This is a genomic window from Lacimicrobium alkaliphilum, from assembly GCF_001466725.1.
In the GTDB taxonomy this organism is placed as follows: Bacteria; Pseudomonadota; Gammaproteobacteria; order Enterobacterales; family Alteromonadaceae; genus Lacimicrobium; species Lacimicrobium alkaliphilum_B.
This window is the reverse complement of record NZ_CP013650.1, coordinates 2,107,058-2,133,038: the sequence shown is the minus strand read 5'-3', so window position 1 is coordinate 2,133,038 and position 25,981 is coordinate 2,107,058. Positions and strand designations below refer to the sequence as shown.

The following is a 25,981-nucleotide window of genomic DNA, read 5'->3' as shown; positions in this document are numbered from 1 at the left end:
GTTGATGACAGCGTTGTCATTAGAGATAAACTTACAACATAATTTTCATGGCTGCAACCTATGTGTTACAAAAAACTTACATGCTCAGCGGTAAAAGACTCCTAACCCATTGCTACAAGACAAAGGGCTGGTATTTGGGCCGCTCATCATGTTTACTACCAAAAATATACATCTGCCGGGAAATTAAATGAAATCAACCATTAAGGATGTTGCACAACTGGCCGGCGTGTCGATAAAAACCGTTTCCAGAGTGATCAATAAAGAAGCTTCCGTAAGGGCTGATACCATTGAGAAAGTCAATCAGGCCATACGTGAACTCAATTATGAGCCCAATCTGGCGGCCAGAAATCTGGCTGGCACACGTTCCTATACCATTGGCTATGTCTATGATAACCCCAATGCCTACTATGTTATTGACATGCAAAACGGCATTCTGGGCGAGTGCAAAGAGAGGGGATACGAGCTGGTGATCCATCCCTGCAAATCGAGCTCCCCGAATATCTGCGATGAGCTAAAGAACATGGTAACCAAATCTCAGTTAGCGGGTCTGGTGATTTCACCACCATTATCTGAAATGCCGGAAGTACTCGAAGCATTGGCAGAGATGGATCTTCAGTTTGTACGTATCATTTCCGGCTCAGGAAAAAAGCCCGAATCCACACCCTGTATATTTGTGCATGACCATGAAGCCGCCTTACACATCACTGAACATTTAATCGATCTGGGCCATAAGAACATTGCCTTTATCAGTGGTGATAAAGGCCACAGATCAACCGGCGAACGGTACAATGGTTACTGTGAAGCTTTAAAGAATGCGGGTCTTAAGATCGACGCCGATTATCTCTATGAAGGCCAATACTCCTTTGAAACCGGGGTCAAAGGCGCCAAACAGTTACTGAGCCTGGATTCACCTCCCAGTGCTATCTTTGCCTGTAACGATGAAATCGCCGCCGGAGCCTTGTTCGCATCGAGATTGATGAATGTTGCTGTGCCAGAGCAGTTGTCCATTGCCGGATTTGAGGACAGTCCCTTTTCGCGCCAGACATGGCCCAAGCTCACAACCGCAGCGCAGCCAACTAATATCATCGCCAGAAAAGCTGCTGAATTATTAATCAGTCAGATCGTTGCGCAACGCACCGGTAAGGGTAAGACCATTCAACACCAGCATTTTGAACCGGATTTGGTGGTCAGAGAATCGACCCAGAGAATACAGCAGTGAAAATGCTTTCGGATAGTATTGTGGTATTAACCGGGGCCGGTATTTCAGCAGAGTCCGGGCTGAGAACCTTCAGAGACAATAATGGCCTGTGGGAGCAGCATCGGGTGGAGGAAGTGGCCACGCCGGAGGCTTTTGAATCTAATCCTGAACGGGTTTACCGGTTTTACAATGACCGGCGTGCGCAACTAGCCGAACCGGCAATTCAGCCCAATCCCGCCCACCTGGCACTGGCCGAACTGGAAAAAGCCTGTTCGGGGGAGTTTTTACTGGTGACACAGAATGTCGATGATCTGCATCAGCGTGCAGGCACCCGTAATATTATTCCCATGCATGGCCAGCTCAGGCAAGCCAGATGTCTGCGTTCAGGAGAAGTAACAGAGATCGTCACTGATCTGGATGCCAGTAATCGGTGTGACTGCTGTCAGCCACCTGCGCCAATGCGCCCGAATATTGTCTGGTTCGGTGAGATCCCTCTGCAGATGGACAGAATCCAACAGGCTCTTTGCCAGGCAGATCTGTTTATCGCCATAGGGACATCCGGACAGGTTTACCCTGCGGCCGGTTTTGCGGCACTTGCCGCTGAATGTGGTGCTCACACCGTTGAACTGAATCTTGAGAAAACCGGTGGCACCTTTGAGCAGGGTTTTTACGGAAAAGCAACCGAAGTCGTGCCAGATTTTATCAACAGGTTATTGGGAGGCGCTGATGTTGGCTGACTTTCATCCATACTGGCTGGAATTTATCACCATAGCCAGTGTCCATCTGCTCGCGGTGGCCAGTCCGGGACCAGACTTTGCCATTGTGGTTCGCCACAGTATTCGCTTTGGTCGTCGGGCGGCTATTGTCACCAGCCTTGGTGTTGGTACGGCAATCCTGCTGCATGTTGCCTATTCCATGCTGGGGATTGGCCTGCTGATCCAAACCACGCCCTGGTTATTTACTGCGCTGAGCTATCTGGCCGCCATCTATCTGGGTTACCTCGGCATTATGGCGCTGAGAAGTCGCCTTCAACAGGCCGAACCAGGCGTAAATCAAAAGGGCGCAGAAGGGACAGCATTGTCGGACAAGAAAGCCTTTGTGGTAGGTTTTGTAACCAATGGACTGAACCCCAAGGCGACGCTGTTTTTTCTGTCGTTATTTGCCGTAGCCATCTCGGCGCAGACACCGATACAGATCAAGCTTTTCTATGGCGCCTATCTGGCACTGGCCACTGCTTTGTGGTTTGTCAGCCTGTCTTTTTTGCTCAGTACCCCCAGAATCAGACAGTTTCTCACTCAACAAGGCTACTGGTTTGACCGTCTGATGGGAGTGCTGTTGATTGCACTGGCCCTGAGATTGATTTTCCCCGGTGAAGGCTGACATCTTTACTGTCTTCACACATGATAAAGCTGATAAAATGTCAGATGATTCACTTTAAAGTATTGGACAGGTTGCGTGCAGGAAAACAAAAAACTTGAGTTAGGCGGTACCATGAGCAAGGCCCTTAACGGGGAATTCATAGTGGATTTGCAGGCAGTACTGAAAGAAGGCTGGAACATCACCCAGGTCACCAAATGGTCACTGGTTCAGGCCCTGATGATGGTTTTTGCGTTGGTATTGCTGGTGGTGCTGATCAGTTTTAATCTGATCCAAAATCAGGGCGGCGACATACTGGATCCAAATATTCAGTTTTATGTGGAGCTGCTGATTACCCTGATAACTGCACCATTGATTACGGGCTTGTTGATGATGGGCGTCAATCACAGTATTGGCGGTGTATCCAGACCCTCTCATCTGTTTCACTTCGTTCCCCGGACTCTGGTGCTGGGGCTGGCAACCCTGATGGTCAGCCTGTTGGTCAATCTGGGGCTGATGCTGCTGGTGGTGCCAGGGTTATACCTGATGATAGCCTGCAGTTTCACGCTGCCACTGATTGTTGAAAAGGGGCTGTCTCCCTGGCGTGCCATATATACTTCGGTGCGGGTTGTCAGCCATAAATGGCCGCAATTTGTCATGCTATATCTGCTCTTCGCGGTGCTCTTTATGTTGGTGGTTGCCACTTTGGGTATCGCCCTGATATGGGTAGGCCCACTGTATTACAATGTTAAGGGTGTGCTATACAGGGATATCTTCGGCATTGCCGTACGCTTTAAACCTGAGAAGGGAGAAAACAATGCAGAATCCATATTCTATGCGTAAAACCCCGCTTCAGATCGGTCTTCGCATACTGTTTCTGGTTTGCGTTTTAGTAGCGCTGATTTATCCTTTTTTACAACGGGAACCCGAGTACGGCGTGCCTGTGCCGGAGGAAATGTCTCATCCTATCCCGGATTTCGCGGATATTGAAAATATTCCGGCTAAGAAACAGGCTTTTTTTGACTATTTACGCCCTGCGGTGAAATACCATAATCAGATTATCCTGAAGGAGCGCGCGTTGTTGCAGGCCCTGCAACAGAAAGTGGCCAGTAACGAAAGCCTGAGCAAAGTGCAAAAGCGCAAGCTGGCTAAAATAGCCAGGAAATACGGCCTGGACGAGGCGCCGCGTGATAGCAGGGACTTCAGTCGCTTGCTGCGCCGGGTAGATATCGTGCCGCTGGAGCTGGTGCTGGCTCAGGCGGCCAATGAGTCTGCCTGGGGAACATCCCGATTTGCCCGCAAAGGCTATAACTTTTTTGGCATGTGGTGCTTCCGTCGCGGTTGTGGCTTTGTTCCCAGTGCCCGGGACGATGATGCCGCTCACGAAGTGGCAAAATTCCGCGATCTTTCCCATGCAGTCAGTGCTTATCTGCGCAATATCAATACCCATTACGCCTATAGCGAGCTGCGGGGTATTCGCGCCACATTACGCAATAATCAGCAGCAGATCGCTGCCGAGCCACTGGCACAGGGGCTCATGAGCTACTCAGAACGCGGCCAGGATTATATTGATGAGCTACTGGAAATGATTAGATTTAACCGCAAGTATATTGGCGCATGATAAAGCAAGCTATCATCCTGACCGCCCTTGGCTGGCTATGTGCAATGCCGATACAGGCAGATACACTCGAACTTGATTATGGCAGCCTGTACAGTCATACGCGAAAGCTGGATGCTGAAACTATGCCTGCGCTGCAATTCGCCTTTGGCTTTGCGCACCGGCAACAAAAGCGGCTCTGTAACATCAATGAGGCATTTATCCATACCCAGAAACAGAATATCGCCCTGAAGGTAACTCCCGAAAACCGCTTTACTGTGCCATCTGAGCAGGCACTGAAATTGGCCAGGGCGGTAGTCAATATTGAACTGGATGATATGGCCGATGATTGTGATATGTCGGTGCAACTGGAAACCACAGCAGAACATCTTAAATCTGATTACCCGTTGCACGAATTGCAGTCATTGCAGCGTCAGTACATGGCATTCTTCGACCAAATGGGTGGCTTTATGTCGTTTCTGATGCCAGAGGTGCGGGGTCTGATCATTCACTTTGCTCAGCAACCGGCGCAACAAGCTAAAATCGATGGTGGGATAGCACTGCCGGATATCAGCGACAATCAGTTGCGCCTGAGCAATCAATGGTTGGAGCAACAGAATGAGGCAGAACTGCAGTTGCCGGCCAAACCCATGCGTATTGTGGCCTGGGTTGAATAACAGATGAAATCTGACTTAACTCAGATTAATCACCTGCACTGCGGGAGCCATATCAGAAGCTGAAGAATCCGTCACCATCGGTTCAGGCTGATCAAAAGCAATATCGCCATCGGCAAAGGGGCTGTCCTGTGTCTGCAGACCCGCAAAATCAAACAGTCTGTTATCTGCCAGGTGTGAAGGCGTCACGCTTTGCAGTGCTCTGGCCATATTTTCAATCCTGCCGGGGTACTGTTTATCCCACTGCTGTAACATCTGCTTGATGACTTTACGTTGCAGATTCTCCTGTGAGCCACACAGATTACAGGGGATGATAGGAAACTGCATGTGCTGTGAATAACGATCTATGTCCTTTTCAGCACAATAGGCCAACGGCCGGATGACCATTTGTTTGCCATCATCACTGACCAGTTTTGGCGGCATGGATTTGAGCTTGCCACCATAAAACATATTCAGCAGCAGGGTTTCGAGCATATCGTCACGATGGTGACCAAGAGCAATCTTCGTTGCCCTGAGCTCTGTCGCCGTACGATATAAAATGCCGCGACGCAGTCTGGAGCACAACGAACAGGTGGTTTTACCTTCCGGGATCTTGTCTTTGACGATGGAGTAGGTATCTTCGGTCACTATCTTATAGTTAACGCCAAGCTGGCTCAGATATTCGGGCAGTACGTGGGCAGGAAAACCGGGCTGTTTCTGATCCAGATTGACCGCAATCAGCTCAAATTTGACCGGTGCAATGCGTTGCAGATACAACAAAATATCAAGCAGCGTGTAACTGTCTTTGCCTCCTGACAGGCAGACCATAATGCGGTCGCCATCTTCGATCATATTAAAATCTTCAATAGCCTTACCCACACCCCTGCGCAGGCGCTTTTGCAGCTTGTTAAAGCCGTATTTTTGTTTGGCTGTCAGCCCGGATAATTCCATCAGTATCTGCCCGGTAAAAATCAGGCGGCGATTATAACGAAATAAACCTGAGGGAGCTATTCGGCTGCTGGGCAATTATCTATGCGGATTGGTGCTACTGTTGTTGCCACCAGCTTTCTATCAACCGGAAGTTTGCCTGATTGGCCTTAAACAGCAGGTCGAACAGATCACCGATAACAGGCACTGAGCCTATAAGCAGATCGAGGAGAATATTGAACAGCATACGTGTCTGCATACTAAAGGGTACGCCCAATTGTCTGCCCAGCCAGAATATTCTCAGTGCAGGCAATAGCATAATTGCATCACCCAAAAAAGGTACCAGCCCAACCAGCGAGTCCAGTCCGAAGCGAATACCTAAAATTGAAAACCTGCTGTCTGTCAGCTCGGCCCAGTATTGCGCCGCTTTCAGCTCAGCAGGATATGCCTTCTGCGCCAATGACAGAGCCCTTATTTTTGCATCGGACTGATAAAGCCTTCCGGTTTCAGGGTCAATACATCGCAATCCAGTGCATCAATAACATGCTCGGCAGTGTTGCCAATCAGCGCCGCAGAAATACCATGACGGCCAACAGTGCCAAGCACCACAAGCTCAGCATCGATCTTTTTGGCAATGGAAGGGATCACGTCTTCCGGCAGACCTTCTTTGACGAAACAGTGTTCATCTGCCACGCCGTGGGTGCTGGCAAATGTCTGCATAGACTCGATATGATGCTTTTTCACCGATTCATTAAAATCGGAAGGATCAAACTCAGGGATCTCTACGGCAATATTTACCGGCGTACCGGGGTAGGAATTAACCAGATTAACCTGGCCCTTGAGGGTTCGGGCAAACGCCAGGGCTGTATGGGTCACCTGCTGGTTCAGTGACTGGTGATCCTTATCCTCTGTGCCCACATTGACCGCAGCAAGAATGTTACCTTGTTCGGGCCAGTCATGTTCTTTAACTAACAATACAGGTACAGGTGCTTTACGCATCAGATGCCAGTCAGTAGGCGTGAAAATGACCGATTTCAGGCCACCATGCTCATGAGTGCCCTTAACAACCAAATCATAATGGTTGTCGATCACCTCATAGATGATGCTCTCATAAGGGCGGTTATGCCAGACCACCTTGGCATCAATGGCGATATCCTTGTCTTTTACCTGAGCGTTGACCAGTTCCGTCAGCCATTCAGTTCTGTCATCCACCACGGCCTGGCGCATGGTTTCACGCTCATCAACCGATAACATGGTGGTCATTTCGTAGGAAAAATCATAGATAGACAGAAAGGCCGTAATACTGGCACCGGTCTTTTGTGCGATTAACAGGGCCCGATTCAGCGCTTTTTGTTTTTCCGTCGTCGGATCGATAACAACCAACAGTTTCTTGTAATTGACCATCTTCTGTCCCTTTTCAGTAAAGATGTTATAAGCCTATGTACAATCTAACTTTTTTTCCAATCTATCAGGTAAAAAACGGAGTCATTTTTGTTTCAGATCAAGGTTTAGTAACCCTGCCTGCTAATCTTTACCAGCTAATACCGGACTTTCTAATGCTTCTTTAAGTAATTCCGGCTTTAACAGCGTAATAAACTTACCATCCACCTGGATCATACCCAGCTTCTGAAAGCGGGTAAGCAGTCGACTGATGGTTTCTACTGTCAGTCCCAGATAGTTACCAATCTCAGCCCGGGTCATACTGAGCCTGAACTGAGTGGCAGAGAATCCACGCTGATGGTAGCGATTTGCCAGTTGTGTCAGGAAATAGGCCAGTCGCTGATGGGCCGTGCGTTTGTTCAGCAGTAACAACATGTCCTGATCCGACTGAATTTCGTTACTCATCATTCGCATGACCTGCTGTCTCAGTCGTGGCAGATCGCCGGACAACTGCTCAAGAGTCTGAAACGGGATCTCACACACCATTGAGGTTTCCAATGCCTGTGCGGCTGTCTTGTGAACCTTGTTGTTGATTGAATCAAAACCAATAATATCGCCGGGCAGATGGAAGGCCGTTATCTGTTCCTCTCCGTCACTGGCAAGGGCGTAGCTCTTAAACGAGCCTGAACGTACCGCAAATAAACTTCCCAGAGGATCACCGGACTGAAATAATTTGTCATTTTTCTGAAAAGGCCGTTTGCGCTGAATTATATTATCCAGTTTGTCCAGCTCACTACTGTTCAGGGTAAACGGCAGACAGAGCTGGCTGATACTACAATTCTGGCAACTGATGGCACATTCGCGATGCTGATTCATAAGGCGACTAAAGCTCTCAATAAATAAACTATTCCTGTATCAGCTTAGCATTAACTTGATACTGTTCACCAGCAGACTAAGGTCTTATCGCACGTATGTCTCAATTTGCCCCGCAAATTGGTTCAACAACATATACAGGCCAAAACCCAGCAGGCACAGGGCAATGATTTTTTTAGTCAGCCTGTGGCTCAGTAAGGGCTTAAGCTTATGGCTGACCACGCCGAGACTGATCAGCGCCGGCAGGGTGCCCAGCCCGAACAGGGCCATCACCATCGCACCGTTGAATGCGCTGCCGCTGGCCAGGCTCCAGGATAAGGTTGAATACACCAGGCCACAGGGTAGCCAGCCCCAGATAATGCCATAGGGCAGGGCTGCCAGTGGATGCTTAAAAGGCAGAAACTTTTTTGACAGCGGCACCAGCGGTTTCCAGATTTTGCCACCAAGCCTTTCAAGGATCGCCAGCCCCCTCCACCAGTCACCGATATAGAGTCCCAACGCAATAAGAAAAAGGCCACCGAACAGATTCAGTACCACCAGGCCATGACTCACCTGGTGAGAGAATATCGCCCCCAAACTGCCAGTCACTGCACCGGCGATGCTGTAACTAAAGATTCGCCCGGCATGGTAGCTCAACATGTAGGGCAGGGCAGACTTTTGTACAGGAATGGAGAAGGTCAGGGCACCAACGATACCGCCACACATGGCCACACAATGAACACTGCCGGCCATGCCAATCAGCAAGGCCGCCAGCCACAGCGACTCAGCGTTCATTTTGGTTGTTATCCTTATCGGCTTCTGGTTTGTCCTCATCAAACAGAATGCTAGTACCGTGACGTTCGAGATCTTCAAATTGGCCGGATTTAACCGCCCAGAAAAATACCACCACGGCCAGGGTGACCAGCAGGATAGCTATGGGGATCAGGATATAGAGAATGCTCACGAACGCGGCCCTTTATTTAATAATCGCACAGAGTTAGCTACCACCAGTATCGAGCTCAGGGACATGCCGATGACCCCCATCCAGGGAGTAAGATAGCCTGCCACTGCCAGGGGCAACACCGCCATATTGTAACCTAAGGCCCAGCACATATTCTGGATGATTTTGCGCCGTGTGAGTCTGGCCATAGCAAAGAGCTCCGGCAGCAGGGCCAGACTCGGTGTAACCAGAATAATATCGGCTGCATTCTTAGCCAGATCTGTGGCTCCACCAACGGCGACGGAGACATCGGCGGCAGCCATCACCGGCGTATCATTGATACCGTCTCCGATCATCATCACCGACTTACCCTGTTTCTGCAATGCCTGCAATTTCTGCAGCTTCTGCTCTGGAGAGCACTGGGCATAATACTCATCGATAGTCAGTTCATTGGCTATCCTGCGTACGTTTTCTTCGGCATCACCGCTGATAATAACCCGCTCATAAGAACTAAGCCGATTGAGCGTCTCTGTTGCATCCTCTCTGAGGCTGTCTGTCACCGTAAAGGCCGCCAGCAATTGGTTTCCGTTTTCCAGAAATACATTACAACCCTGCAGATCTTCAGGTACCTTGTTACGTATCAGTCTGGCACTCCCCAATCGGTAGCCTGTGCCGTTAACCGTTGCGCACAGGCCGTATCCCGGCCTGACTTCCACATCACTGACCTGTTCCGTTGTCGGGGCATCAAATGCCCGGGCGATAGGATGCTCAGAATGTTGCTCTATTGCACAGACAACAGACAGAATATGTTGTTGTGGGTGAGCAGATAAATTGTGCACAGCACTGAGACTAAAACGGCCCTGGGTGAGGGTGCCTGTTTTATCAAAAGCCAGCACCTTGATATTGGTGATGGTCTCAAGCAGATCCGCCCGCTTTAACAATAATCCGTGCCGGTTCAGACTGGCCATGGCACAGGTCAGGGCAGATGGGGTAGCGAGCCCAAGAGCGCATGGACAGGTCGCCACTAACACAGCGGCTGTAATCCAGAATGCATCAGGATTTCCGACCCAGGTCCAGAAGCCCCAGGTGAGGGCGGCTATTAACAGCACCGCCATCACAAAATAGCGCGCTACTTTGTCGGCCAGCTGCGAAATGGCTGGTTTACTCAGCAGCGCCTGATCCTGCAAGCGCAGGATCTGATTCACCAGTGCTTCTTTAAGGGGCCGGGACACCTCCAGTGTCAGGCTGCTGTGCTGATTAATGGTGCCGCCATAGACTTTATCCCCGGCTTGTTTGACCACAGGTGAAAACTCTCCCGTTAACATGGACTCATCCACGTAGCTTTTACCCTGAGTGACAACACCATCCACAGGAATGGTTTCACCACTTCGCACCAGCACCACCTGGCCGGCCTTGAGGATCTTGGCCAGACAATCAGTTGTCTTTCCCTCGCTCAGTAAGCGCGCGGTAACCGGAACATACTGGCTCATATTGGCGGAGATTAACGCCGCCTGGTGACGGGATCGGTGCTCAAGATAACGGCTGATCAATAACAAGAAGATAAACATGCACACCGATTCAAAGAACACTTCCCCCTGTTCCAGTACAGTGGCTTTGGCACTGGCAATAAACAGCGCCCAGATAGCAATGGAGATGGGCACATCCATATTTACCGTAGCGGCTTTCAGGGCTCTTATTGCGCCTCTGTAGAAGCCGGCACCGGAAATCAACACCACCGGAAGGGTCAGCAGCAGGCTGACCCAGTGCAGGAACTGACGAATATCGTCATCAAGATTACCAAACAGCCCAAAATACAAGGCAAAGGCAATCATCATAACCTGCATGGTCATTATCCCGGCCAGGCCCATTCGCTTGAGGAATGACTGACTGGTACGTTTAAATTGCTCTTCATGTTGCTGTGGCTGAAAGGGCAGGGCGTGATACCCGATTTTCTCAATCGCAGCAAGAATATCGCTTAAGTTAATCCTGGCCGGATCCCAGCGCACAAGGGCCCGTCTGGCACTGGCATTGACGCCCACCTGAGCGACTCCGGCTAACACACTTAGCTTCTTTTCAATCAGCCAGGCGCAAGCCGCACAACTTATTCCCTCGATACTAAGCTGGATGACACTGAGTTTGTCGTCAGTGGTGACGAACTCTTCCTGTAATTCCGGCTGATCATACAGCCTGAGTTTATTCAGCGTCTGTTCCAGTGCACTGTCGTCAGCTTTATTCGCCGGTTCAGTACGAAACTTATAATAATCGTCCAGGCCATTGGCAACGATAGCTTGTGCCACCGCCTGGCAACCGGGGCAGCACATCTGCCTTTTTTCCCCGAGCACCTCAGCAATATAGCGGTTAGGCTCAATAACGTCCTGATGACAATGATAACAATGCACGCTCTGGCAACCTGATGTTAAGGGATAAAAACAATGGGCTCTTGCTGTGGCAACCCGACTACCTGATAGATCCGCCACTGCTGATCAAAAGGTTCGAGAGTAAGATGCCACTTGCCGGAGATATCACGGGGTAGCTCTGCGCTGTAACGTCCGACACTGTCCCGGGTCAACATCACCTGAAAATCATTTTCCTCAAGTGTCGGGTGCTGAAAGAACAGCTTAAGCGCCGTACCCTGTTCAGGTGCAGACCGGGTAAATTCAAGCACCAGCTTTTTTTGTCTGATGCTAAGGTGTGTTGCTATGCCCAGTTCTTCTGCCTTACGGACTTTATCCAGGCGCATATTAATGGCCTTACCTTCCTTGTAATAATCTTCGATGACCATACTGTCCTGGCCACTGGTGGCCAGTCTCAGTAAGTTGATACTCAAACCAATAGAAATCACAGGAATGGCTATTAAAAACCAGGGCCAGAACTGCTTGTACCAGGGTGGGGGCTTAGGGGTCATGATCTTCCGGTTCGCTTTAAATGATAAAAAGCCCCGTCAGAACGAGGCTTTTGGGATGAGCTGAACGTTTGTCTTATTGTTCCTGAGACAGACTGTATACATAAGCGGTAAGCAAATGGATTTTATTTTCACCCAGTATATCCTTCCAGGCAGGCATCACACCGTTGCGACCGTGGGTAAGGGTCTCAGTAACGGCTTTTTCGCTGCCACCATAGAGCCAGATATTGTCCGTAAGATTTGGTGCACCCATGGCGTAGTTACCTTTACCATCCTGTCCGTGGCAGGCCGCGCACGCGGCAAATCTGGACTCACCGGCCCGGGCAAGATCCGGATCCACCTTACGGCCACTCAGGCTAAGGGTGTAGGCGACGATTTCCTCAATACCTTTCTCACCAAAGGAATCTATCCAGCCAGGCATAACACCCTGACGCCCCTGCAATAAGGACGTCCGAATTTGTTCAGGACTGCCGCCGTATAACCAGGCATCATCGGTCAGGTTCGGGAAACCACGCATGCCACGTGCATCAGAGCCATGACACTGGGCACAGTTTTGTAAAAACAACCGCTGACCTACTTTAAGGGCCTCAGGATCCGTAGCCAGATCGGTGACATCCCGTTTGGCATAAGCTTCGAAAATGGGTCCAAAGCGTTCTTGTGCCTGCTGCATCTGGCGGTCATATTCCACCAGTTCGCCGTTTTCCAGCGCCTGCTCCGCTGCAGCACGGGACTCTTCCAGACTACGTACGTCCTGGTTTGAACTTTTCCAGCCAAGCAGACCGGCAAAGTTACCCAGACCAGGATACAAGGCCAGGTAAATAACACCCCATACGATGGTGACATAGAACATAATGGTCCACCAACGGGGCAGGGGGTTATTGATTTCCACAATACCATCAAAATCATGATGCATATCGTCGCCTTCCTCGACGCCGGTCATGTTTTTTAAACACCAGCGCAACAGAAGAAAGCAGCCCAGGATTGTCCCCAGGGTGATGACTGAGATAAAAATGCTCCAAAAGCTACTCATTGCTAGATGACTCCCGCTTATTTTGTTGTGCCTTGTCCTGAGCGGACTTGTCGTCGTCAAACACCAGATTGGCGGCTTCATCAAAGCCTTTTTGACTGCGTTTGCTGTACGCCCAGATAACAATGGCAACAAAAATGACAAAGATGGCTACAGTCCAGATGACGTTAATGGTGACCGCATCCATATCAGTTCAACGCCTTGCCAAGTGACTGCAGGTAAGCAATCAGCGCCTGCATTTCTGTTTTACCTTTGACCGCATCCTTCGCGCCTTCAATATCCTCATCGGTATAGGGCACACCAAAGTCGCGGAACACTTCCATTTTCTTGGCCGTCAGTTCACCATCAAGGGTATTTTCTGCCAGCCAGGGGAAACCCGGCATATTCGACTCAGGTACAACGGCTCTGGGGTCAATCAGGTGAACTCTGTGCCATTCATCGCTGTAACGACCACCGACACGAGCCAAATCAGGACCGGTACGCTTTGAGCCCCACAGGAACGGACGCTCCCACACGGACTCTCCGGCAACCGAATAGTGACCATAGCGTTCGGTTTCAGAACGAAAAGGGCGAATCATCTGACTATGACAACCCACACAACCTTCGCGAATATAGATATCTCTGCCTTCCAGTTCCAGGGCAGTGTAAGGTTTGAGCCCATCCACCGGCTCTGTGACCTGGCGCTGGAACATCAAAGGAGCAATCTCCACCAGAGCACCGAAGCTGATCACCACCAGAATCAGGATGGCCAGCAGACCGGTATTTTTCTCTACTATCTCATGTACGTTTTTCATATCTGCCTGTTACCTTATGCCGGTTGCGCTTCAGCTTGCAGGCTGTTTTTGGGTGCCCGTATGGTGCGATAGCAGTTATATGCCATCAGCAACATACCAGCGACAACAAAACAGCCACCTATAAAGCGGACAAAGTAGAAGGGCTTGGACGCCTCGATACTTTCGATGAAGCTGTAGGTGAGGGTGCCATCAGTATTGACGGCACGCCACATCAGGCCCTGCATAACGCCGGAAATCCACATGGCGACGATATACAGCACCACCCCAATAGTGGTCAGCCAGAAGTGAATATTGATGAGATGGGTACTGTACATACGAGGCTGCGCAAAAAGTACCGGAATCAGGTGATAGATGGAGCCGATAGAGATCATAGCAACCCAGCCAAGTGCCCCTGAATGCACGTGCCCCACAGTCCAGTCGGTATAGTGAGATAAAGCATTCACGGTTTTAATCGCCATCATCGGCCCTTCAAAGGTGGACATACCATAGAAAGACAGTGACACAATCAAAAAGCGCAGAATGGGATCGGTACGCAGCTTATGCCAGGCCCCTGACAGGGTCATGATGCCATTGATCATCCCGCCCCAGGAGGGGACAAACAGGATCACCGACATCACCATTCCTAAAGACTGCGTCCAGTCGGGCAGAGCGGTGTAATGCAGGTGGTGCGGGCCGGCCCAGATATAGAGTGAAATCAACGCCCAGAAGTGCACCACAGACAGACGGTAAGAATAAACCGGACGGCCGGCTTGCTTGGGCACAAAATAATACATCATGCCCAGAAACCCTGCGGTCAGGAAAAAGCCAACGGCGTTATGCCCGTACCACCACTGCACCATGGCATCCACGGCACCGGCATAAAGTGAGTATGACTTGGTAAATGAAACCGGTACCACCATGGAGTTGGCAATATGCAGTACTGCAACTGTCAGAATAAAGGCACCAAAAAACCAGTTGGCTACGTAGATATGGGAGGTTTTCCTGATCACCAGAGTCCCGAAGAAGTTGATGGCGTAAGCCACCCACACCAGCGTAATCAGGATGTCTATAGGCCACTCCAGCTCCGCGTACTCTTTGGATGATGTCAGCCCAAGGGGCAGGGTGATAGCAGCCAGAACAATAACCGCCTGCCATCCCCAAAACGTAAAGGCTGCCAGTTTGTCACTGAAGACCTTTGTCTGACAGGTTCGCTGCACGACATAGTAGGATGTCGCAAACAAGGCGCAGCCACCGAATGCGAAAATCACCGCATTAGTATGCAAAGGCCTGAGTCTGGAGTAGGTGAGCCAGGGCGTATTAAAATTAAGCTCTGGCCAGATTAGCTGGGCAGCGATCAATACACCAACGCTCATGCCGACAATTCCCCATATCACCGTCATGACGGCGAACTGTCGCACTACCTTATAGTTATATTCCGGATGTGCTCGACTGGTTTCATTCATTTTTTTGAATCTTCCGCTACTGAGATGAATTGTTTTGTTACCTGATAACCATAGGAAACCAAACAGATTCCGCCAGTCCTCAAACGATTTTAAGCGCTTGAAAAATCACCTGTATCTGGCGGGACTTCGGGCGCAAATGATAAAGTTTTTACCCCTAAAAAGATAGGCTATCTGACTCTTGATTGATCCCGGTCAATAATTCACACTGATGCGCAAATCTGTTAACCAGAATGCAACAATATGCCCTCCGCAAAAACCCTGTCACTTGTGCTCAGCCTGCTGGTTTTGGCGGTCATACTTTCTGTTGCCGTCTGGCTACAGAAAGCCCCTTCCGGAGATGATAATGCCAACGACGGTGATTGTGTTTTGGATCAATCCGACTGCAGTTTTAAACTAGGCAAACATAGTGCTGTGGTCAGTCTTTCGCCGCGGCCGATACCCATAGAAGAGCAGATACATTTTACCTTTGATATACCCGATGAGTACCGTCTGGAGGAAGCTCATATTGAAGGGGTGAATATGTATATGGGACGAACCATAGTGTTTATTGATCGCCAGCAGCTGCCGCTGACAGGCATCAGTTTTTTGGGCAGTTGCAGTGAGCCCAGTATGCAGTGGAAATTGTCCATGGTATTCAGCCGCGACGGTAATTCCTTTTACCGCGAGTTGTACTTTAATACTACTCTCGGAAATACCATCCTCTGAGCATGATGAGTCAGGCCGCTTTTTTCAGCAGTTGCAGACTCTCTTCAGCAAAGCCGGTACCCGCCTCGGTATAAAAATTGAACACGTGATCAATACCATGCTGGATCATTTCTATGCGTTCATCTTCGTAGCGGGCGATAGCTGCCAGTTGCCCTTTATAACCCGCTTTGCGTAACTGGTCATGAATATGACGAATGTCTTCCGTTGAAGGCAGGGCCAACAAGATCAGTTTGGTATCACTCAGATCCATACTATCCCATAAATCCGCGTCTTCACCATCGCCCATCATCACCTGCATACCCAGCTTTTTTTGTCGTTCAACACGGTCTCTGTCGGCATCCATGCCCCAAACCTGCTTGCCTAATACCTCACTAAGCGCCAGGAACGCGCCTTTACCTACACGGCCCATCCCCACCACCAGCACCCTGGCATTGGCCGGCTGCAGGTAGATATCCTCTGGCAAGCGCCGCTTTTTTTCGAAACCTTTGATCTGAGACTGGTATTTTGAATACCCCGCATGGGCATATCGATAGATGATGCTGGTAATCACAAAGGAAAACGACACAGCCAGTGCCAGAATCACCAACCATTCCTTACTGAGCAGCGACAGATCCACACATAACGCTGCCACAATCAGGCCGAACTCGCTGAAATTTGATAACGCCATGCCTGAAAGATAGGCCGTTCGTCCCCTTAACCGCAATCCCGTAAAGATAAAGAAAAACAGCATAAATTTTATCGGCAACATCAGGCAGAGCACCAGCGCAATAACTATCATCTGCAAGTCAGGCAGGGCGGTAAAACCGATAGACAGGAAAAAGCCGATTAAGAACAGATCCTTAAAACTCAGCAGCGCCTTGTTCAGCTCAGTAGACTTAGCATGGCTGCTTAATAGTATGCCCATAAGCAGGGCGCCCAAATCCCCCTTAATCCCCACTATGCTGAATAGTTCGTACCCTCCCAGCGCCAGGAAAAAACCGGTTAATGGCAGTAATTCACCATGACCCGCCAGGTTAACCAGCCTGTTTAATAAAGGTTTGATCAATAACAGGCCAAACAAACCCAGGGCATATATCGAAGGGATTTCGCCGGTTGCAGTGACCAGAAACAGCACAGCCAGAATATCCTGCATAACCAACACACCAATAGCGACTTTGCCGTGGCGGGTTTTCATTTCTCCGGCTTCCTCAAGCATCTTAACAATACAGACGGTACTGCTGAAACTGAGTGCAAATCCCAACAGGGCTGCCGACTGCCAGTCGAGAATATTCAGATATGCCAGGCCTGCGCTACTCAGGCCAATGCAAAGCAGACTCATGAGAGCAGACCAGAGCAGCATATGCCCGCCGGTACCAAGCCATACTTCACGCTTGAGTAAGTCGCGAATATTCAGCTTCAGACCAATGGTAAAAAGCAACAATGTAATACCAAGATTGGCCAATGTATCGAGACTGTCAGCGGGCTCGATACCCGCAAAGTTAAGTACAAAGCCGGCTGCCAGAAAGCCAATCAGGGGAGGGAAATGCAGCAGTTTTACGCCCAGGCCACAGACAAAGGCAAAAAGTATCCAGATAAAATCCATGTTGCTGTTTCTCTACGGCACTTTGAATGCCCCTAGAATAATAGAGACCTGCGTATTAAAGCAAAAAACTTCTATAAATCATTTTTTAAGCGGATATGTGCAAATGATTGATCTTGCTGCTAAATTAAACATCAGTTGGAATACTGAACAATAAGGATATCAGCATGAGGTTAATGAAAACCCTGCTCGTTGCCTTTGCATCGCTGTTTTGTTTGCTGTACGGATTGCAGAATTTGATGAATCTGGATGCCGCTTTTAGCTTCGTCCAGCTCACTTTATCAATGCAGGGGCACACTCTCTATCCTGCCAGTATCGGCCCAGCTTTCACATCAGATGTAATAATCTGGCTTGTACTGGGCATTATTATCCTGCTGGAACTGTTGGCCGGCTTTCTGATACTGCGCGGGGCTTATGATATGTTCAGAGAACTAAAAGGCAGCTCTGAAAGATTTCAGCAGGCAAAACACTTTGCCGCTCTCGGTCTGAGCCTGGCAGTATTGATCTGGTTTGGCTTGTTCTCAGCCATCGGCGGCGCCTATTTTCAGATGTGGCAAACGCAAACCGGCAGCACTGCGCTGGAAGGGGCGTTCTGGTATTCAATGCAGTTGTCCGCTGTGCTGTTAATCCTGTTGCAAAAAGACTCTGAAGATCTTATTGATTAGCCTGCTCAAGATATTTTGTCAGGCTGAATGCCCCTCTTAAATCGCCAGCCTGAAATCCCGTAGCCTGATCCTCCGGATAGTACTTTTCCAGCATAGCCCGTGTTGCAGGAGCGATATCCTGTCCATGACAAGCAAGACAAACGCTATCGACCGCAATGGCTTGCATATAACGGTATATCTTAGTTTGCTGCCCATCCAGCTTTGCCGAGACTGCCATGTTCTGTAGGCTCTCTCCATCCTCAAAACGACCCTGAAATTGCTGCAATATGTTTTGCTCCCAACTATCTGGCGCATTATCAGGGTTACGAAGCTTCAAACTGGTGCGCCCGAGTTGCCAGCCTTCATTTGATGACTGCGCAGCTATCTCCGGTGCACGGTGATGGCAAACCCTGATACCTTGTTCCAGGCCACCTTGCTGAATGGCCTTGCTCAGTTCCGATTTCAGGTTAGTTGCAAAGGCTTTTATCTTTTCTTTAGCCTGTTTCTCCAGCTCTGAATTATCTTGCGCCGCGGCCACTGCAGGCAGCAACAATGGCAGTAAAGATAGTTTTATCAGGGTATTCACGGCTTAATCTCCGTTGGTCATCCGGGGGATTGGGTATTATCATATTGTAGTGAGCCGGAACTCAAAGTTTTTGTTTTATATCAATATTGCTGCCAATTGATCCCCTGGGGTATAGTGCAAATACCAATCTGCACAGATAATTGGTATAAACCCGCATCTCCTCAACGCCTTAACCAGAATATATGTATTAAATATGTGTGAATTGCTTGGAATGTCCGCCAATGTGCCGACTGATATTTGTTTTAGTTTTAAAGGGTTAAGGGAGCGGGGAGGGCGCACCGGCCCGCATAAAGATGGCTGGGGTGTTGCGTTTTACAACAAAAAAGGGGTAAATACCTTTAAGGACCCTAACCCCAGCCATGATTCAGAGATCGCCAACCTGGTTTCGGATTATCCGATGAAAAGCTGTGCGGTATTGGCCCACATTCGTCAGGCTAACCGGGGCAGGATCTCGCTTGAGAACACCCATCCATTTACCCGCGAGCTCTGGGGACGCTACTGGACCTATGCCCACAATGGCCAGCTCAGCGAATATAAAGATCTACCCTACGGCCCTTTTACTCCTGTAGGTACCACAGATAGCGAGTATGCCTTTTGCTATTTGCTTAGTGAGCTGGCCAATCACTATCCCAACCGTGCCTATAGCCGCAAGGCAGCATTTCGCTTTATTCAGAAGAAGGCCAATAAGCTTCATCAGCGGGGTGTATTTAATATGTTGCTAAGCGATGGCGACTACCTGCTGGCATACTGCTCAACAAAACTGTATTGGATAACGCGCAGGGCCCCGTTCAGTGTGGCTCGCTTATCAGACCTTGATGTGGATATCGATTTTACTCAGCATACGACCATTGACGATGTGGTGACCGTAATCGCCACTGAACCCCTGACAAACAATGAACAGTGGAAAAAAATGCAGCCCGGAGAAGGTATCCTGTTTAAACTGGGCGAGGTGGTGGTTAAAAGCGGTGGCTGAAAATCGATCCCTATTACAACTATGCTAGTATTAGAAGTTGCATCCCTAACAGGCCCGTCTTTGGACGGGCCTGAGTTATTTCAGGGGTAGCAAAATAACAATTATTCTCTTTCTCAACAGACCAGAGGTGACTATGTCAAACATCAACAGACGGAGCTTTCTTAAGATCTCAGGTGCTACACTGATTGGATTAACCACTGGCGGTATCACTCTCAGGGCCAGTGCTCAGGAAAAACTAAGCCTGGATAACCCCAGCGCCAAAGCGCTGCAGTATGTGCATAAATCGGAGAAGGACGGTCAGGACTGCTCTAATTGTATGCATATTCAGGGTGATGCGAACAAAGATTGGCGCCCCTGCGCGCTGTTTCCTAATAAGCTTGTTGCTAACAAGGGCTGGTGCGCGGCCTGGGCTAAGGCTAACTAACAAATATGCCTGGCTTCTCAGTCGCAACTAAAGTAACGCGTAACCCGTGCCTGTTGCGGATACTTGTTTATACAACAGGCTGGGAGACATTCAACTAATAGGGTAAAGTAAGCGACTTGAAATCAGGTTCTGACGAAGTAGGGTACAGCCAGGGTGTATTGGAGCGCGAAGTTATTCTTTATTGTGAATCTGAGTATGTGGAGTCTGATGTGTCTCGCGCTCACTGACGCAGAAATTGATGCACTATACAGCCAGGTCAGCCAGTTACGTGAGCAGGGCTTGATGGATGAAGCCGATGAACAGGCCCGGCTGCTGCTGCAGGCATCAGAATCCTCAGGCCGTGCGCTTTATCAGGGCAAAGCGGCGTTTGCACTGGCACGGAATCACATGGAACGTAACCAATACCCTCAGGCAAAGACACAGCTGAATCTTGCCATCCAGTTTTTTCAGGATTCCGGTGAGCAAAAATGGCTGGCTGACAGCTACCGGCAACTGGGCTTAACCTATCGATATCAGGTCGATTATCCTCAGGCCCTGAGTTACGTTTATCTTGCCATGCAGATCTATCAGCAGCTTGAGGATATGACCGCAATTGGAAGTGCCTATAACAGTATTGGTCTGATTATGGAAAAAATGGGCCAATACGAAGAAGCCCTTCAGGCTCACCAGAAGGCCCTTGAAATAGATTATCAGCTAGATGATAGCGGGGGCATTGCCACCGGCATTTATAATCTGGGGGATTTGTACCGGGTGATGGGGGACCATGAAAAAGCCCTGCAGTACTTTAACGACGCACTGCAAATGGATATCAATCGGAACAACCCCAAAGATATGGCTTATAGCCATAATAAAGTGGGTTACGTTTTAAGTGAGTTAGGACAACATCAGCTGGCCCGCGAACATATCAGTAAGGCGATTGCCCTTTTCCAGCAAATTCAGGCACCAAGAGATACCGACTGGGCGCGAAGCTCCATGGCTCAGGTGGATATTAATACCGGTCACTATACCGAGGCACGGGAGTTACTGCTTGAATTGTTAGTCCGTGCAGAAAAAAACCAGTATCTGAGCCTTAAAGTCGATCTTCTCGGAATGTTGGCAGATGTAACACTGCTACAAGAAGACTATTCGGCGGCGCTAGAATATATAGAGCAGGGAATTGAGCTGGCCCGACTTAATAATGAACTAAGAGACCAGGTATTGTTTGAAGAGCAACGGGTTGAAGCCTATATCCAGTTGCATTCAGTCCAGCAAGCATTCGAATCCCTGCAACGCAAACAACAACTGGACGAGCAGTTGTTAAATGAAAAACGTGTCACAGGCATTGCCGCAGCTCAGGCGCAAACTGAATTTATTAAAAATGAATACAAGATAGCGTTACTGGAGAAAGAGCGGGCATTGCAACAGGCACAGCTAGAAACACAGCAGCAACAGCGAAATATGCTGGTAACAGGTCTGCTGATTGGTTTTGTCATGCTCTTTTTAATCTACCGTGGTTATCAGCGAAAACGTATAAACAGCAAACTAAGCGTATTGGTTGAGCGCCGGACTGCACAACTCAGACTGAAGAATAAGGAATTACGTGATGCCTATAAAAAGGTTGAAGCCCTGAGCCTGACAGACAGATTAACGGGTCTGAACAATAGGTTTTTTCTTGAGCAACATGTGTTGAGTGATCTTGAACTAAGCCGAAGAGCTTATACTGACTGGCATCAGGGCAGGCGAGCTGCTCCACAAAATGCGGATATGATCGTTTTTATGATTGATTTGGATCGCTTTAAGCAGATCAATGACAACCATGGTCACCATGGTGGCGATTTAGTTCTGATCCAATTTAAACAGCGATTGCAAAAGGTGTTCAGAGAGTCTGACTATCTTATCCGCTGGGGTGGGGAAGAGTTTGTTTGTGTTGCCCGCCAGGTTAACCGTCAGGATGCAGGTGATGTGGCCCGGCGCTTAATTGAGTGTGTACGTGAGACCCCCTTCGAAATTGAACAACGTCAGATCAGGGTAACCTGCTCGGTTGGCTTTTCCTGCTATCCACTGGTGCCGGCCAGCCAGAGTGGGCCTGAGAGTTGGAAGCGGCTTCTTGAATTAGCCGATCTGTGCCTGTACGCCGCTAAAAACAGTGGCCGGGACTGCTATGTTGGCATTGAGTCTGCCAGTACGCCGCTGGCCGACGGTTTTCCCATCAATGCAGACCTGATTAAGGACAGAATCAGCCAAAATGAGATCAAGGTGATAAGCAGTCTGGCAAAAAACACCGACATTACCTGGTGCTGAACCTGAACGGGGAACCAGTCTCCTTATAATTGCCTTTATAATGTTTTACCGCCGACTCAGGCGACCACGTCCTCTATATCTATAAAGCAGAAAAGAGCAGCATTGCAGGATGATAAAACATCAGCCATAGCACAGGCAGCGTCACACGCCACGACTTAAATCCCACTAGCAAATATCTGAATTGACTGACGCCCATAAAGGCGTTCGGTGTTTCTCTAATTCCTCAGATTTCAGATAGGGTGGGACTCATGAAGTTATTACATACATTCATTGAAAGCCCTTTAAGTCAAAATTGTATATTTAACATAATATACATTAGTGGAGATAAACTGTTAATTGTGTTTACGCTATGAAGTCTGTTGGTCAGGATAAAAGTTACAGATTATGGTGGTTATTATTGGCGAGTTTCGGTGTCGCTACGTGAAATCTGTGTATGGTCATGGGTTCCTAGTGCTCAGATTTTACGTAGCGCTGCGAATTGAAATTGGTGCAGATACTTATTCCCAGCTTACATAGGTATTGTCTTTAGCAGCTGCTTCGAGTAAATCCAGTAGCGGCTTGGCCCTTTGTTCAAGGCTGACGGCTGTGCGCTGCTGTTCTTCTTCATCCTTATCCTGATAACCGCCTGGGCTCTCCGTCTGACTGTCTGACTCCTGACTCTGATCGATACTCAGGTCTTCCGGCAGCGTCTCCAGGGCTTGCTTTAGGGTCTGATAAGCCTGGCTGACATCTCCATCTTTGATGGCGCCGGGCACGTTGCCTGTCTGGCCCATCATTTTCAGCAAATGCACAGCAATATCACCAAACATGGTGATATTGCTGAATGCCCTGGTTTTAAAAGTGACGATCATTTGCCGCAGCAACGTTCAAACATGCGCTCGGCCTTTTCTTCAGAATCTCTGGCCATTTGCTGAGCCTTTACCGCTTCATCCATGGCCATCTCTGCCTTTCTGTCTGCGGATTTGGCCGCTGAGACCGCATCATTGCTCTGGCTGTTCAGCCGTTTTACTTCGCTTTGCAGCTGATCTATCTGAGCCTGCAGTGGATCAGTGCTGTTTGACGCACAACCACCCAGTCCCAAAATCACCACTGCGGAGATTACAGGAAAATACAGTTTCTTCATTTTTGCCTCCTTGTTTTACCAATCACATAAAATAACTGGTACTAAGCTGTTATAAAACTAGTCAACCCTCGCCAGTATGCAATGTTACGAGCCGTTATTTTGATATTTGCTGCACAATCCCCTGTTGTTTTCTGGCAATTGACAGCACTTTATCCCAGTCAATATCAATCTCTGTGTTCTGAATGTGTTTTACAATAGCAGCGGTAACAGGTGTGAGACTGTTAAACTCCTGCTTTTCCAGCGCCGGGTGCACTTCGAGCATCAGTTTGCCCTGATGCCAGCCCACCTTGACTGGCTGATTCATGATGCTGACTTCGGTACCTTCAGGAAGCTGCTGATAAAGCGCTTCAATATCTGTATTACGCAGTCTTATGCAACCGTGGCTGACACGGGTGCCGATACCAAAGCCCTTATTGGTTCCATGCAATAAATACCCCGGCAGGCCAAGGTTTATTGCGTAGCCACCTAAAGGATTATCCTTACCCGGCCTGACCATTTCCGGTAGTTCTCGGCCCTGTTTACGGTGCTCCTGTCTGACACTCTGAGGCACACGCCACCACGGGTCTTTGTTTTTGCCGGTAACACGTGTTTTGGTTACTGGTGTATCCCAGCCAATGCGCCCTATTCCCACCGGATAGGTGATGACCTTATTGGTCATAGGAGGAAAGTAATACAGACGATACTCTGCCAGATTGATCACAACCCCGGAGCGATGTTCTGGCAGAATAGTTTGCGCCGGCAATGTCACCTGGCTACCGGGTTTGGGGATCCAGGGATCCAGACCTGAATTTGCAGCAACCAGTTCGTTAAAACCCAGTGAATACTGCTCGGCAATATCTGCCAGAGTCTGGCCCTCTGTTACAGAAATGGTGTGATCTTCGGCAATCAAATCACTGCCCGCCTGTGGCAGAGAATAGCTCACTGCCCTGCCCTGTGAAATCATGACAAGATTCATACAGAGCAATAGCAGCAGCCCCAAGCGCTTTAAAATAACATTATTATTCAATATGTTACTTTCCATTAAATCACCAGACATCAGTGTAGCCGGTATCCTTATCAGATATAAGTACTGAGAATTCTAATTCGCTGATCTGTATCAAATTTACGTCCAAATCTTAGGTTTATTGCGGTAAATACTGCTAACTTAACAGTCCATAAGCATTTTAAAAGAGTACTCATTTCTATGGCTACCGTTACCTTTCTTGGCGCCGCGCAGGAAGTCACAGGCAGTTGCCACCTGCTGGAATCTGATTGTTTTGGGCAACTACTGCTGGATTGCGGTATGCATCAGGGGGGGGATTTGATCAGCCGCCTGGAAGAAGAACATTTTCAGTTTAACCCGGCGGGGATTGACGCCGTGATCCTTTCCCATGGTCATCTTGACCATTGTGGCATGCTGCCAAAACTGGTGCATCAGGGTTTCACCGGGCCTATATACTGCACCAGTGCAACGGCAGATCTGCTGGTAGTAATGCTAAAAGACGCCGCTGGGCTGTATGAACGGGATCTTGAGCGCGAGAATCTGAAACGTAAACGCCAGGGCAAGCCAGAGCGCAAGCCGGAATATACCATGCAGGATGTAGAGCGGGTACTTGATTTATGTGAGGGCCTGGATTACTGCGAAACGAGATCAATTTGCTCCGGCAATGCTAATCTTTGTTTGCATGATGCCGGCCATATACTTGGTTCTTCCATTGTAGAGCTGACTTTTACTGAACGGGGTAAGCAGAAAACCCTGGTGTTCAGTGGTGACTTAGGCAAGCGTGACGCAGTGCTGATGAACGATCCCAGTTCGCCGAAGAAAGCCGATCTGGTGCTGATGGAGAGCACCTATGGCGATCGCGAGCACCGCACCGAAGAAGACACGCTGGCGCAACTGGAGCAAATCCTCAAAGACACCTGGAACCGTGGCGGAAATGTCATGATCCCCTCCTTCGCCGTTGGCCGCACCCAGGAGTTGTTGTTTCATCTGGGCTGTTTACGCCAACAGAACAAACTGGATAACTGGCAGATTTTTCTCGACAGCCCTATGGCCATTGACGTAACCCGGATCTATGAAAAATGGCTGGAACTGCTCTCAGATGAAGATACTCAGCATCTCGATAAAGACCATAAAGCCCCGCTGGAGGACTTTTTACCTAATCTGTTTTTGTCTGTAACACCGGAAGATTCAATGGCCATTAATAAGATGAAAAGTGGCGCCATTATCATTGCCGGCAGTGGTATGTGCACCGGTGGGCGAATTCGCCATCATTTCAAACAGCGTATATGGAACCCCAACAATACCCTTATTTTTGTTGGCTTTCAGGCACGAGGCACGCTGGGCCGGATCCTGGTTGATGGTGCCAGACATATCAAACTCTTTGGCGAACAATATGTTGTTAAGGCGCAGATTGAGACCCTTGGCGGCTTTTCTGCACATGCAGGCCAGTCAGGGCTGGTCAGGTGGATTAGCCATTTTAAGCCAGTTCCTCAGGTTGTACTGGTGCATGGCGAGCCCAAAGCTCAGCAGGCACTGGCTGACAGGCTCTACAAAGAACTGCAGATGAATGTGGAGATCCCGGCCAGGAATCATAGCCTGGTGTTCTGAGAAACAGAT

Annotated in this window: 29 protein-coding genes; 12 read left to right on the top strand and 17 right to left on the bottom strand. The window is 49.1% G+C overall.

Annotation, left to right across the window (positions count from 1 at the left end; all coding sequences use genetic code 11):
- Positions 1 to 187 precede the first annotated feature (187 nt).
- The 6 genes from AT746_RS09730 to AT746_RS09705 all read left to right on the top strand — a co-directional run bounded on the left by AT746_RS09730 (position 188) and on the right by AT746_RS09705 (position 4,828).
- The gene (locus AT746_RS09730) at positions 188 to 1,219 is read left to right on the top strand and encodes a LacI family DNA-binding transcriptional regulator (protein ID WP_062479769.1); all 1,032 of its coding nucleotides are present in this window, start codon (positions 188 to 190) and stop codon (positions 1,217 to 1,219) included.
- Positions 1,220 to 1,221: 2 nt separating this feature from the next.
- Entirely contained in the window at positions 1,222 to 1,935 is a 714-nt protein-coding gene (gene cobB / locus AT746_RS09725; RefSeq protein ID WP_062479767.1) for a Sir2 family NAD+-dependent deacetylase, read from the top strand.
- Entirely contained in the window at positions 1,925 to 2,578 is a 654-nt protein-coding gene (locus AT746_RS09720) for a LysE family translocator (RefSeq protein WP_062479765.1), read from the top strand. Before cobB ends, AT746_RS09720 begins: the two co-directional genes overlap by 11 nt.
- A gap of 75 nt (positions 2,579 to 2,653) precedes the next feature.
- Complete coding sequence (locus AT746_RS09715) at positions 2,654 to 3,397, top strand: hypothetical protein (RefSeq protein WP_062479764.1); 744 nt, start codon at positions 2,654 to 2,656, stop codon at positions 3,395 to 3,397.
- Positions 3,372 to 4,175: a glucosaminidase domain-containing protein gene (locus tag AT746_RS09710; RefSeq protein WP_231731055.1), complete on the top strand. Its 804-nt coding sequence runs from the start codon at positions 3,372 to 3,374 to the stop codon at positions 4,173 to 4,175. The genes AT746_RS09715 and AT746_RS09710 overlap by 26 nt, the downstream gene beginning before the upstream one ends.
- The gene (locus tag AT746_RS09705) at positions 4,172 to 4,828 is read left to right on the top strand and encodes a DUF2987 domain-containing protein (RefSeq protein WP_062479759.1); all 657 of its coding nucleotides are present in this window, start codon (positions 4,172 to 4,174) and stop codon (positions 4,826 to 4,828) included. The genes AT746_RS09710 and AT746_RS09705 overlap by 4 nt, the downstream gene beginning before the upstream one ends.
- 15 nt (positions 4,829 to 4,843) lie before the next feature.
- On the opposite strand, the gene ttcA is transcribed toward AT746_RS09705, so the two are convergent.
- From ttcA to ccoN, 12 genes are all read right to left on the bottom strand, one after another.
- The gene (ttcA, locus tag AT746_RS09700) at positions 4,844 to 5,755 is read right to left on the bottom strand and encodes a tRNA 2-thiocytidine(32) synthetase TtcA (RefSeq protein WP_156413664.1); all 912 of its coding nucleotides are present in this window, start codon (positions 5,753 to 5,755) and stop codon (positions 4,844 to 4,846) included.
- 94 nt (positions 5,756 to 5,849) lie between these two features.
- Complete coding sequence (locus AT746_RS09695; RefSeq protein ID WP_197414355.1) at positions 5,850 to 6,191, bottom strand: DUF4112 domain-containing protein; 342 nt, start codon at positions 6,189 to 6,191, stop codon at positions 5,850 to 5,852.
- Positions 6,192 to 6,202: 11 nt separating this feature from the next.
- A complete protein-coding gene (gene uspE, locus AT746_RS09690; protein WP_062479757.1) occupies positions 6,203 to 7,135 on the bottom strand; it encodes a universal stress protein UspE in 933 nt (310 codons plus the stop codon).
- 120 nt (positions 7,136 to 7,255) lie between these two features.
- Positions 7,256 to 7,987: a fumarate/nitrate reduction transcriptional regulator Fnr gene (gene fnr, locus AT746_RS09685; RefSeq protein WP_062479755.1), complete on the bottom strand. Its 732-nt coding sequence runs from the start codon at positions 7,985 to 7,987 to the stop codon at positions 7,256 to 7,258.
- Positions 7,988 to 8,071: 84 nt separating this feature from the next.
- Positions 8,072 to 8,758 (bottom strand): sulfite exporter TauE/SafE family protein, encoded by a 687-nt coding sequence (locus AT746_RS09680; protein ID WP_062479752.1) that lies wholly within the window; start codon positions 8,756 to 8,758, stop codon positions 8,072 to 8,074.
- Entirely contained in the window at positions 8,748 to 8,927 is a 180-nt protein-coding gene (ccoS, locus tag AT746_RS09675; protein ID WP_062479750.1) for a cbb3-type cytochrome oxidase assembly protein CcoS, read from the bottom strand. Before ccoS ends, AT746_RS09680 begins: the two co-directional genes overlap by 11 nt.
- A complete protein-coding gene (locus AT746_RS09670; protein WP_062479748.1) occupies positions 8,924 to 11,302 on the bottom strand; it encodes a heavy metal translocating P-type ATPase in 2,379 nt (792 codons plus the stop codon). The genes ccoS and AT746_RS09670 overlap by 4 nt, the downstream gene beginning before the upstream one ends.
- Before the next feature lie 17 nt (positions 11,303 to 11,319).
- Positions 11,320 to 11,808, bottom strand: coding sequence for a FixH family protein (locus tag AT746_RS09665; RefSeq protein WP_062479745.1), 489 nt, complete (start codon positions 11,806 to 11,808; stop codon positions 11,320 to 11,322).
- A gap of 73 nt (positions 11,809 to 11,881) precedes the next feature.
- Positions 11,882 to 12,835, bottom strand: coding sequence for a cytochrome-c oxidase, cbb3-type subunit III (ccoP, locus tag AT746_RS09660; protein WP_062479743.1), 954 nt, complete (start codon positions 12,833 to 12,835; stop codon positions 11,882 to 11,884).
- Positions 12,828 to 13,019, bottom strand: a complete 192-nt coding sequence (locus tag AT746_RS09655) for a cbb3-type cytochrome oxidase subunit 3 (protein WP_062479741.1) — start codon at positions 13,017 to 13,019, stop codon at positions 12,828 to 12,830. The genes ccoP and AT746_RS09655 overlap by 8 nt, the downstream gene beginning before the upstream one ends.
- A gap of 1 nt (position 13,020) precedes the next feature.
- Positions 13,021 to 13,626, bottom strand: coding sequence for a cytochrome-c oxidase, cbb3-type subunit II (gene ccoO / locus AT746_RS09650; protein ID WP_062479738.1), 606 nt, complete (start codon positions 13,624 to 13,626; stop codon positions 13,021 to 13,023).
- Positions 13,627 to 13,640: 14 nt separating this feature from the next.
- Complete coding sequence (ccoN, locus tag AT746_RS09645; protein WP_062479736.1) at positions 13,641 to 15,068, bottom strand: cytochrome-c oxidase, cbb3-type subunit I; 1,428 nt, start codon at positions 15,066 to 15,068, stop codon at positions 13,641 to 13,643.
- Between the two features lie 240 nt (positions 15,069 to 15,308).
- Here ccoN and AT746_RS09640 point away from each other — a divergent pair, with 240 nt between their 5' ends.
- Positions 15,309 to 15,773 (top strand): hypothetical protein, encoded by a 465-nt coding sequence (locus AT746_RS09640; RefSeq protein ID WP_062479734.1) that lies wholly within the window; start codon positions 15,309 to 15,311, stop codon positions 15,771 to 15,773.
- Positions 15,774 to 15,783: 10 nt separating this feature from the next.
- Here AT746_RS09640 and AT746_RS09635 read toward each other — a convergent pair whose 3' ends face one another.
- Positions 15,784 to 17,355, bottom strand: a complete 1,572-nt coding sequence (locus AT746_RS09635) for a cation:proton antiporter (protein ID WP_062479732.1) — start codon at positions 17,353 to 17,355, stop codon at positions 15,784 to 15,786.
- Positions 17,356 to 17,519: 164 nt separating this feature from the next.
- Here AT746_RS09635 and AT746_RS09630 point away from each other — a divergent pair, with 164 nt between their 5' ends.
- Positions 17,520 to 18,017 (top strand): DUF2165 family protein, encoded by a 498-nt coding sequence (locus AT746_RS09630; protein ID WP_082633218.1) that lies wholly within the window; start codon positions 17,520 to 17,522, stop codon positions 18,015 to 18,017.
- Here AT746_RS09630 and AT746_RS09625 read toward each other — a convergent pair.
- Complete coding sequence (locus tag AT746_RS09625) at positions 18,007 to 18,582, bottom strand: Tll0287-like domain-containing protein (RefSeq protein WP_062479729.1); 576 nt, start codon at positions 18,580 to 18,582, stop codon at positions 18,007 to 18,009. The genes AT746_RS09630 and AT746_RS09625 overlap by 11 nt on opposite strands.
- 193 nt (positions 18,583 to 18,775) lie before the next feature.
- Between AT746_RS09625 and AT746_RS09620 the strand changes: the two genes are divergently transcribed.
- The 3 genes from AT746_RS09620 (at position 18,776) to AT746_RS09610 (ending at position 22,259) form a co-directional block, all read left to right on the top strand.
- Positions 18,776 to 19,555, top strand: coding sequence for a class II glutamine amidotransferase (locus AT746_RS09620; RefSeq protein WP_062479726.1), 780 nt, complete (start codon positions 18,776 to 18,778; stop codon positions 19,553 to 19,555).
- A gap of 133 nt (positions 19,556 to 19,688) precedes the next feature.
- Positions 19,689 to 19,979: a high-potential iron-sulfur protein gene (locus AT746_RS09615; RefSeq protein WP_062479724.1), complete on the top strand. Its 291-nt coding sequence runs from the start codon at positions 19,689 to 19,691 to the stop codon at positions 19,977 to 19,979.
- 207 nt (positions 19,980 to 20,186) lie between these two features.
- Positions 20,187 to 22,259 (top strand): tetratricopeptide repeat-containing diguanylate cyclase, encoded by a 2,073-nt coding sequence (locus AT746_RS09610; RefSeq protein ID WP_062479722.1) that lies wholly within the window; start codon positions 20,187 to 20,189, stop codon positions 22,257 to 22,259.
- A 497-nt stretch (positions 22,260 to 22,756) separates the two neighbouring features.
- Here AT746_RS09610 and AT746_RS09605 read toward each other — a convergent pair whose 3' ends face one another.
- From AT746_RS09605 to AT746_RS09595, 3 genes are all read right to left on the bottom strand, one after another.
- The gene (locus AT746_RS09605; RefSeq protein WP_062479719.1) at positions 22,757 to 23,110 is read right to left on the bottom strand and encodes a DUF1840 domain-containing protein; all 354 of its coding nucleotides are present in this window, start codon (positions 23,108 to 23,110) and stop codon (positions 22,757 to 22,759) included.
- On the bottom strand, positions 23,107 to 23,382 hold the full coding sequence (locus AT746_RS09600) for an Lpp/OprI family alanine-zipper lipoprotein (protein WP_062479717.1): 276 nt from the start codon (positions 23,380 to 23,382) through the stop codon (positions 23,107 to 23,109). Before AT746_RS09600 ends, AT746_RS09605 begins: the two co-directional genes overlap by 4 nt.
- 94 nt (positions 23,383 to 23,476) lie before the next feature.
- Positions 23,477 to 24,304 carry a L,D-transpeptidase family protein gene (locus AT746_RS09595; RefSeq protein WP_197414354.1) on the bottom strand — a complete coding sequence of 276 codons (828 nt, stop codon included), beginning with the start codon at positions 24,302 to 24,304 and terminating at the stop codon, positions 23,477 to 23,479.
- Between the two features lie 261 nt (positions 24,305 to 24,565).
- On the opposite strand from AT746_RS09595, the gene AT746_RS09590 reads away from it, so the two are divergent.
- Positions 24,566 to 25,972 carry an MBL fold metallo-hydrolase RNA specificity domain-containing protein gene (locus tag AT746_RS09590; protein WP_062479712.1) on the top strand — a complete coding sequence of 469 codons (1,407 nt, stop codon included), beginning with the start codon at positions 24,566 to 24,568 and terminating at the stop codon, positions 25,970 to 25,972.
- Positions 25,973 to 25,981 lie beyond the last annotated feature (9 nt).

Excerpts from the sequence above, each read along its gene's own strand:
- AT746_RS09730 (WP_062479769.1), top strand. The coding sequence starts at position 188 with ATGAAATCAACCATTAAGGATGTTGCACAACTGGCCGGCGTGTCGATA.
- cobB (WP_062479767.1), top strand. The coding sequence starts at position 1,222 with ATGCTTTCGGATAGTATTGTGGTATTAACCGGGGCCGGTATTTCAGCA.
- AT746_RS09720 (WP_062479765.1), top strand. The coding sequence starts at position 1,925 with ATGTTGGCTGACTTTCATCCATACTGGCTGGAATTTATCACCATAGCC.
- AT746_RS09710 (WP_231731055.1), top strand. The coding sequence starts at position 3,372 with ATGCAGAATCCATATTCTATGCGTAAAACCCCGCTTCAGATCGGTCTT.
- AT746_RS09705 (WP_062479759.1), top strand. The coding sequence starts at position 4,172 with ATGATAAAGCAAGCTATCATCCTGACCGCCCTTGGCTGGCTATGTGCA.
- ttcA (WP_156413664.1), bottom strand. The coding sequence starts at position 5,755 with ATGGAATTATCCGGGCTGACAGCCAAACAAAAATACGGCTTTAACAAG.
- uspE (WP_062479757.1), bottom strand. The coding sequence starts at position 7,135 with ATGGTCAATTACAAGAAACTGTTGGTTGTTATCGATCCGACGACGGAA.
- fnr (WP_062479755.1), bottom strand. The coding sequence starts at position 7,987 with ATGAATCAGCATCGCGAATGTGCCATCAGTTGCCAGAATTGTAGTATC.
- AT746_RS09680 (WP_062479752.1), bottom strand. The coding sequence starts at position 8,758 with ATGAACGCTGAGTCGCTGTGGCTGGCGGCCTTGCTGATTGGCATGGCC.
- AT746_RS09665 (WP_062479745.1), bottom strand. The coding sequence starts at position 11,808 with ATGACCCCTAAGCCCCCACCCTGGTACAAGCAGTTCTGGCCCTGGTTT.
- ccoP (WP_062479743.1), bottom strand. The coding sequence starts at position 12,835 with ATGAGTAGCTTTTGGAGCATTTTTATCTCAGTCATCACCCTGGGGACA.
- AT746_RS09655 (WP_062479741.1), bottom strand. The coding sequence starts at position 13,019 with ATGGATGCGGTCACCATTAACGTCATCTGGACTGTAGCCATCTTTGTC.
- ccoO (WP_062479738.1), bottom strand. The coding sequence starts at position 13,626 with ATGAAAAACGTACATGAGATAGTAGAGAAAAATACCGGTCTGCTGGCC.
- ccoN (WP_062479736.1), bottom strand. The coding sequence starts at position 15,068 with ATGAATGAAACCAGTCGAGCACATCCGGAATATAACTATAAGGTAGTG.
- AT746_RS09640 (WP_062479734.1), top strand. The coding sequence starts at position 15,309 with ATGCCCTCCGCAAAAACCCTGTCACTTGTGCTCAGCCTGCTGGTTTTG.
- AT746_RS09635 (WP_062479732.1), bottom strand. The coding sequence starts at position 17,355 with ATGGATTTTATCTGGATACTTTTTGCCTTTGTCTGTGGCCTGGGCGTA.
- AT746_RS09630 (WP_082633218.1), top strand. The coding sequence starts at position 17,520 with ATGAGGTTAATGAAAACCCTGCTCGTTGCCTTTGCATCGCTGTTTTGT.
- AT746_RS09620 (WP_062479726.1), top strand. The coding sequence starts at position 18,776 with ATGTGTGAATTGCTTGGAATGTCCGCCAATGTGCCGACTGATATTTGT.
- AT746_RS09615 (WP_062479724.1), top strand. The coding sequence starts at position 19,689 with ATGTCAAACATCAACAGACGGAGCTTTCTTAAGATCTCAGGTGCTACA.
- AT746_RS09610 (WP_062479722.1), top strand. The coding sequence starts at position 20,187 with ATGTGTCTCGCGCTCACTGACGCAGAAATTGATGCACTATACAGCCAG.
- AT746_RS09605 (WP_062479719.1), bottom strand. The coding sequence starts at position 23,110 with ATGATCGTCACTTTTAAAACCAGGGCATTCAGCAATATCACCATGTTT.
- AT746_RS09600 (WP_062479717.1), bottom strand. The coding sequence starts at position 23,382 with ATGAAGAAACTGTATTTTCCTGTAATCTCCGCAGTGGTGATTTTGGGA.
- AT746_RS09590 (WP_062479712.1), top strand. The coding sequence starts at position 24,566 with ATGGCTACCGTTACCTTTCTTGGCGCCGCGCAGGAAGTCACAGGCAGT.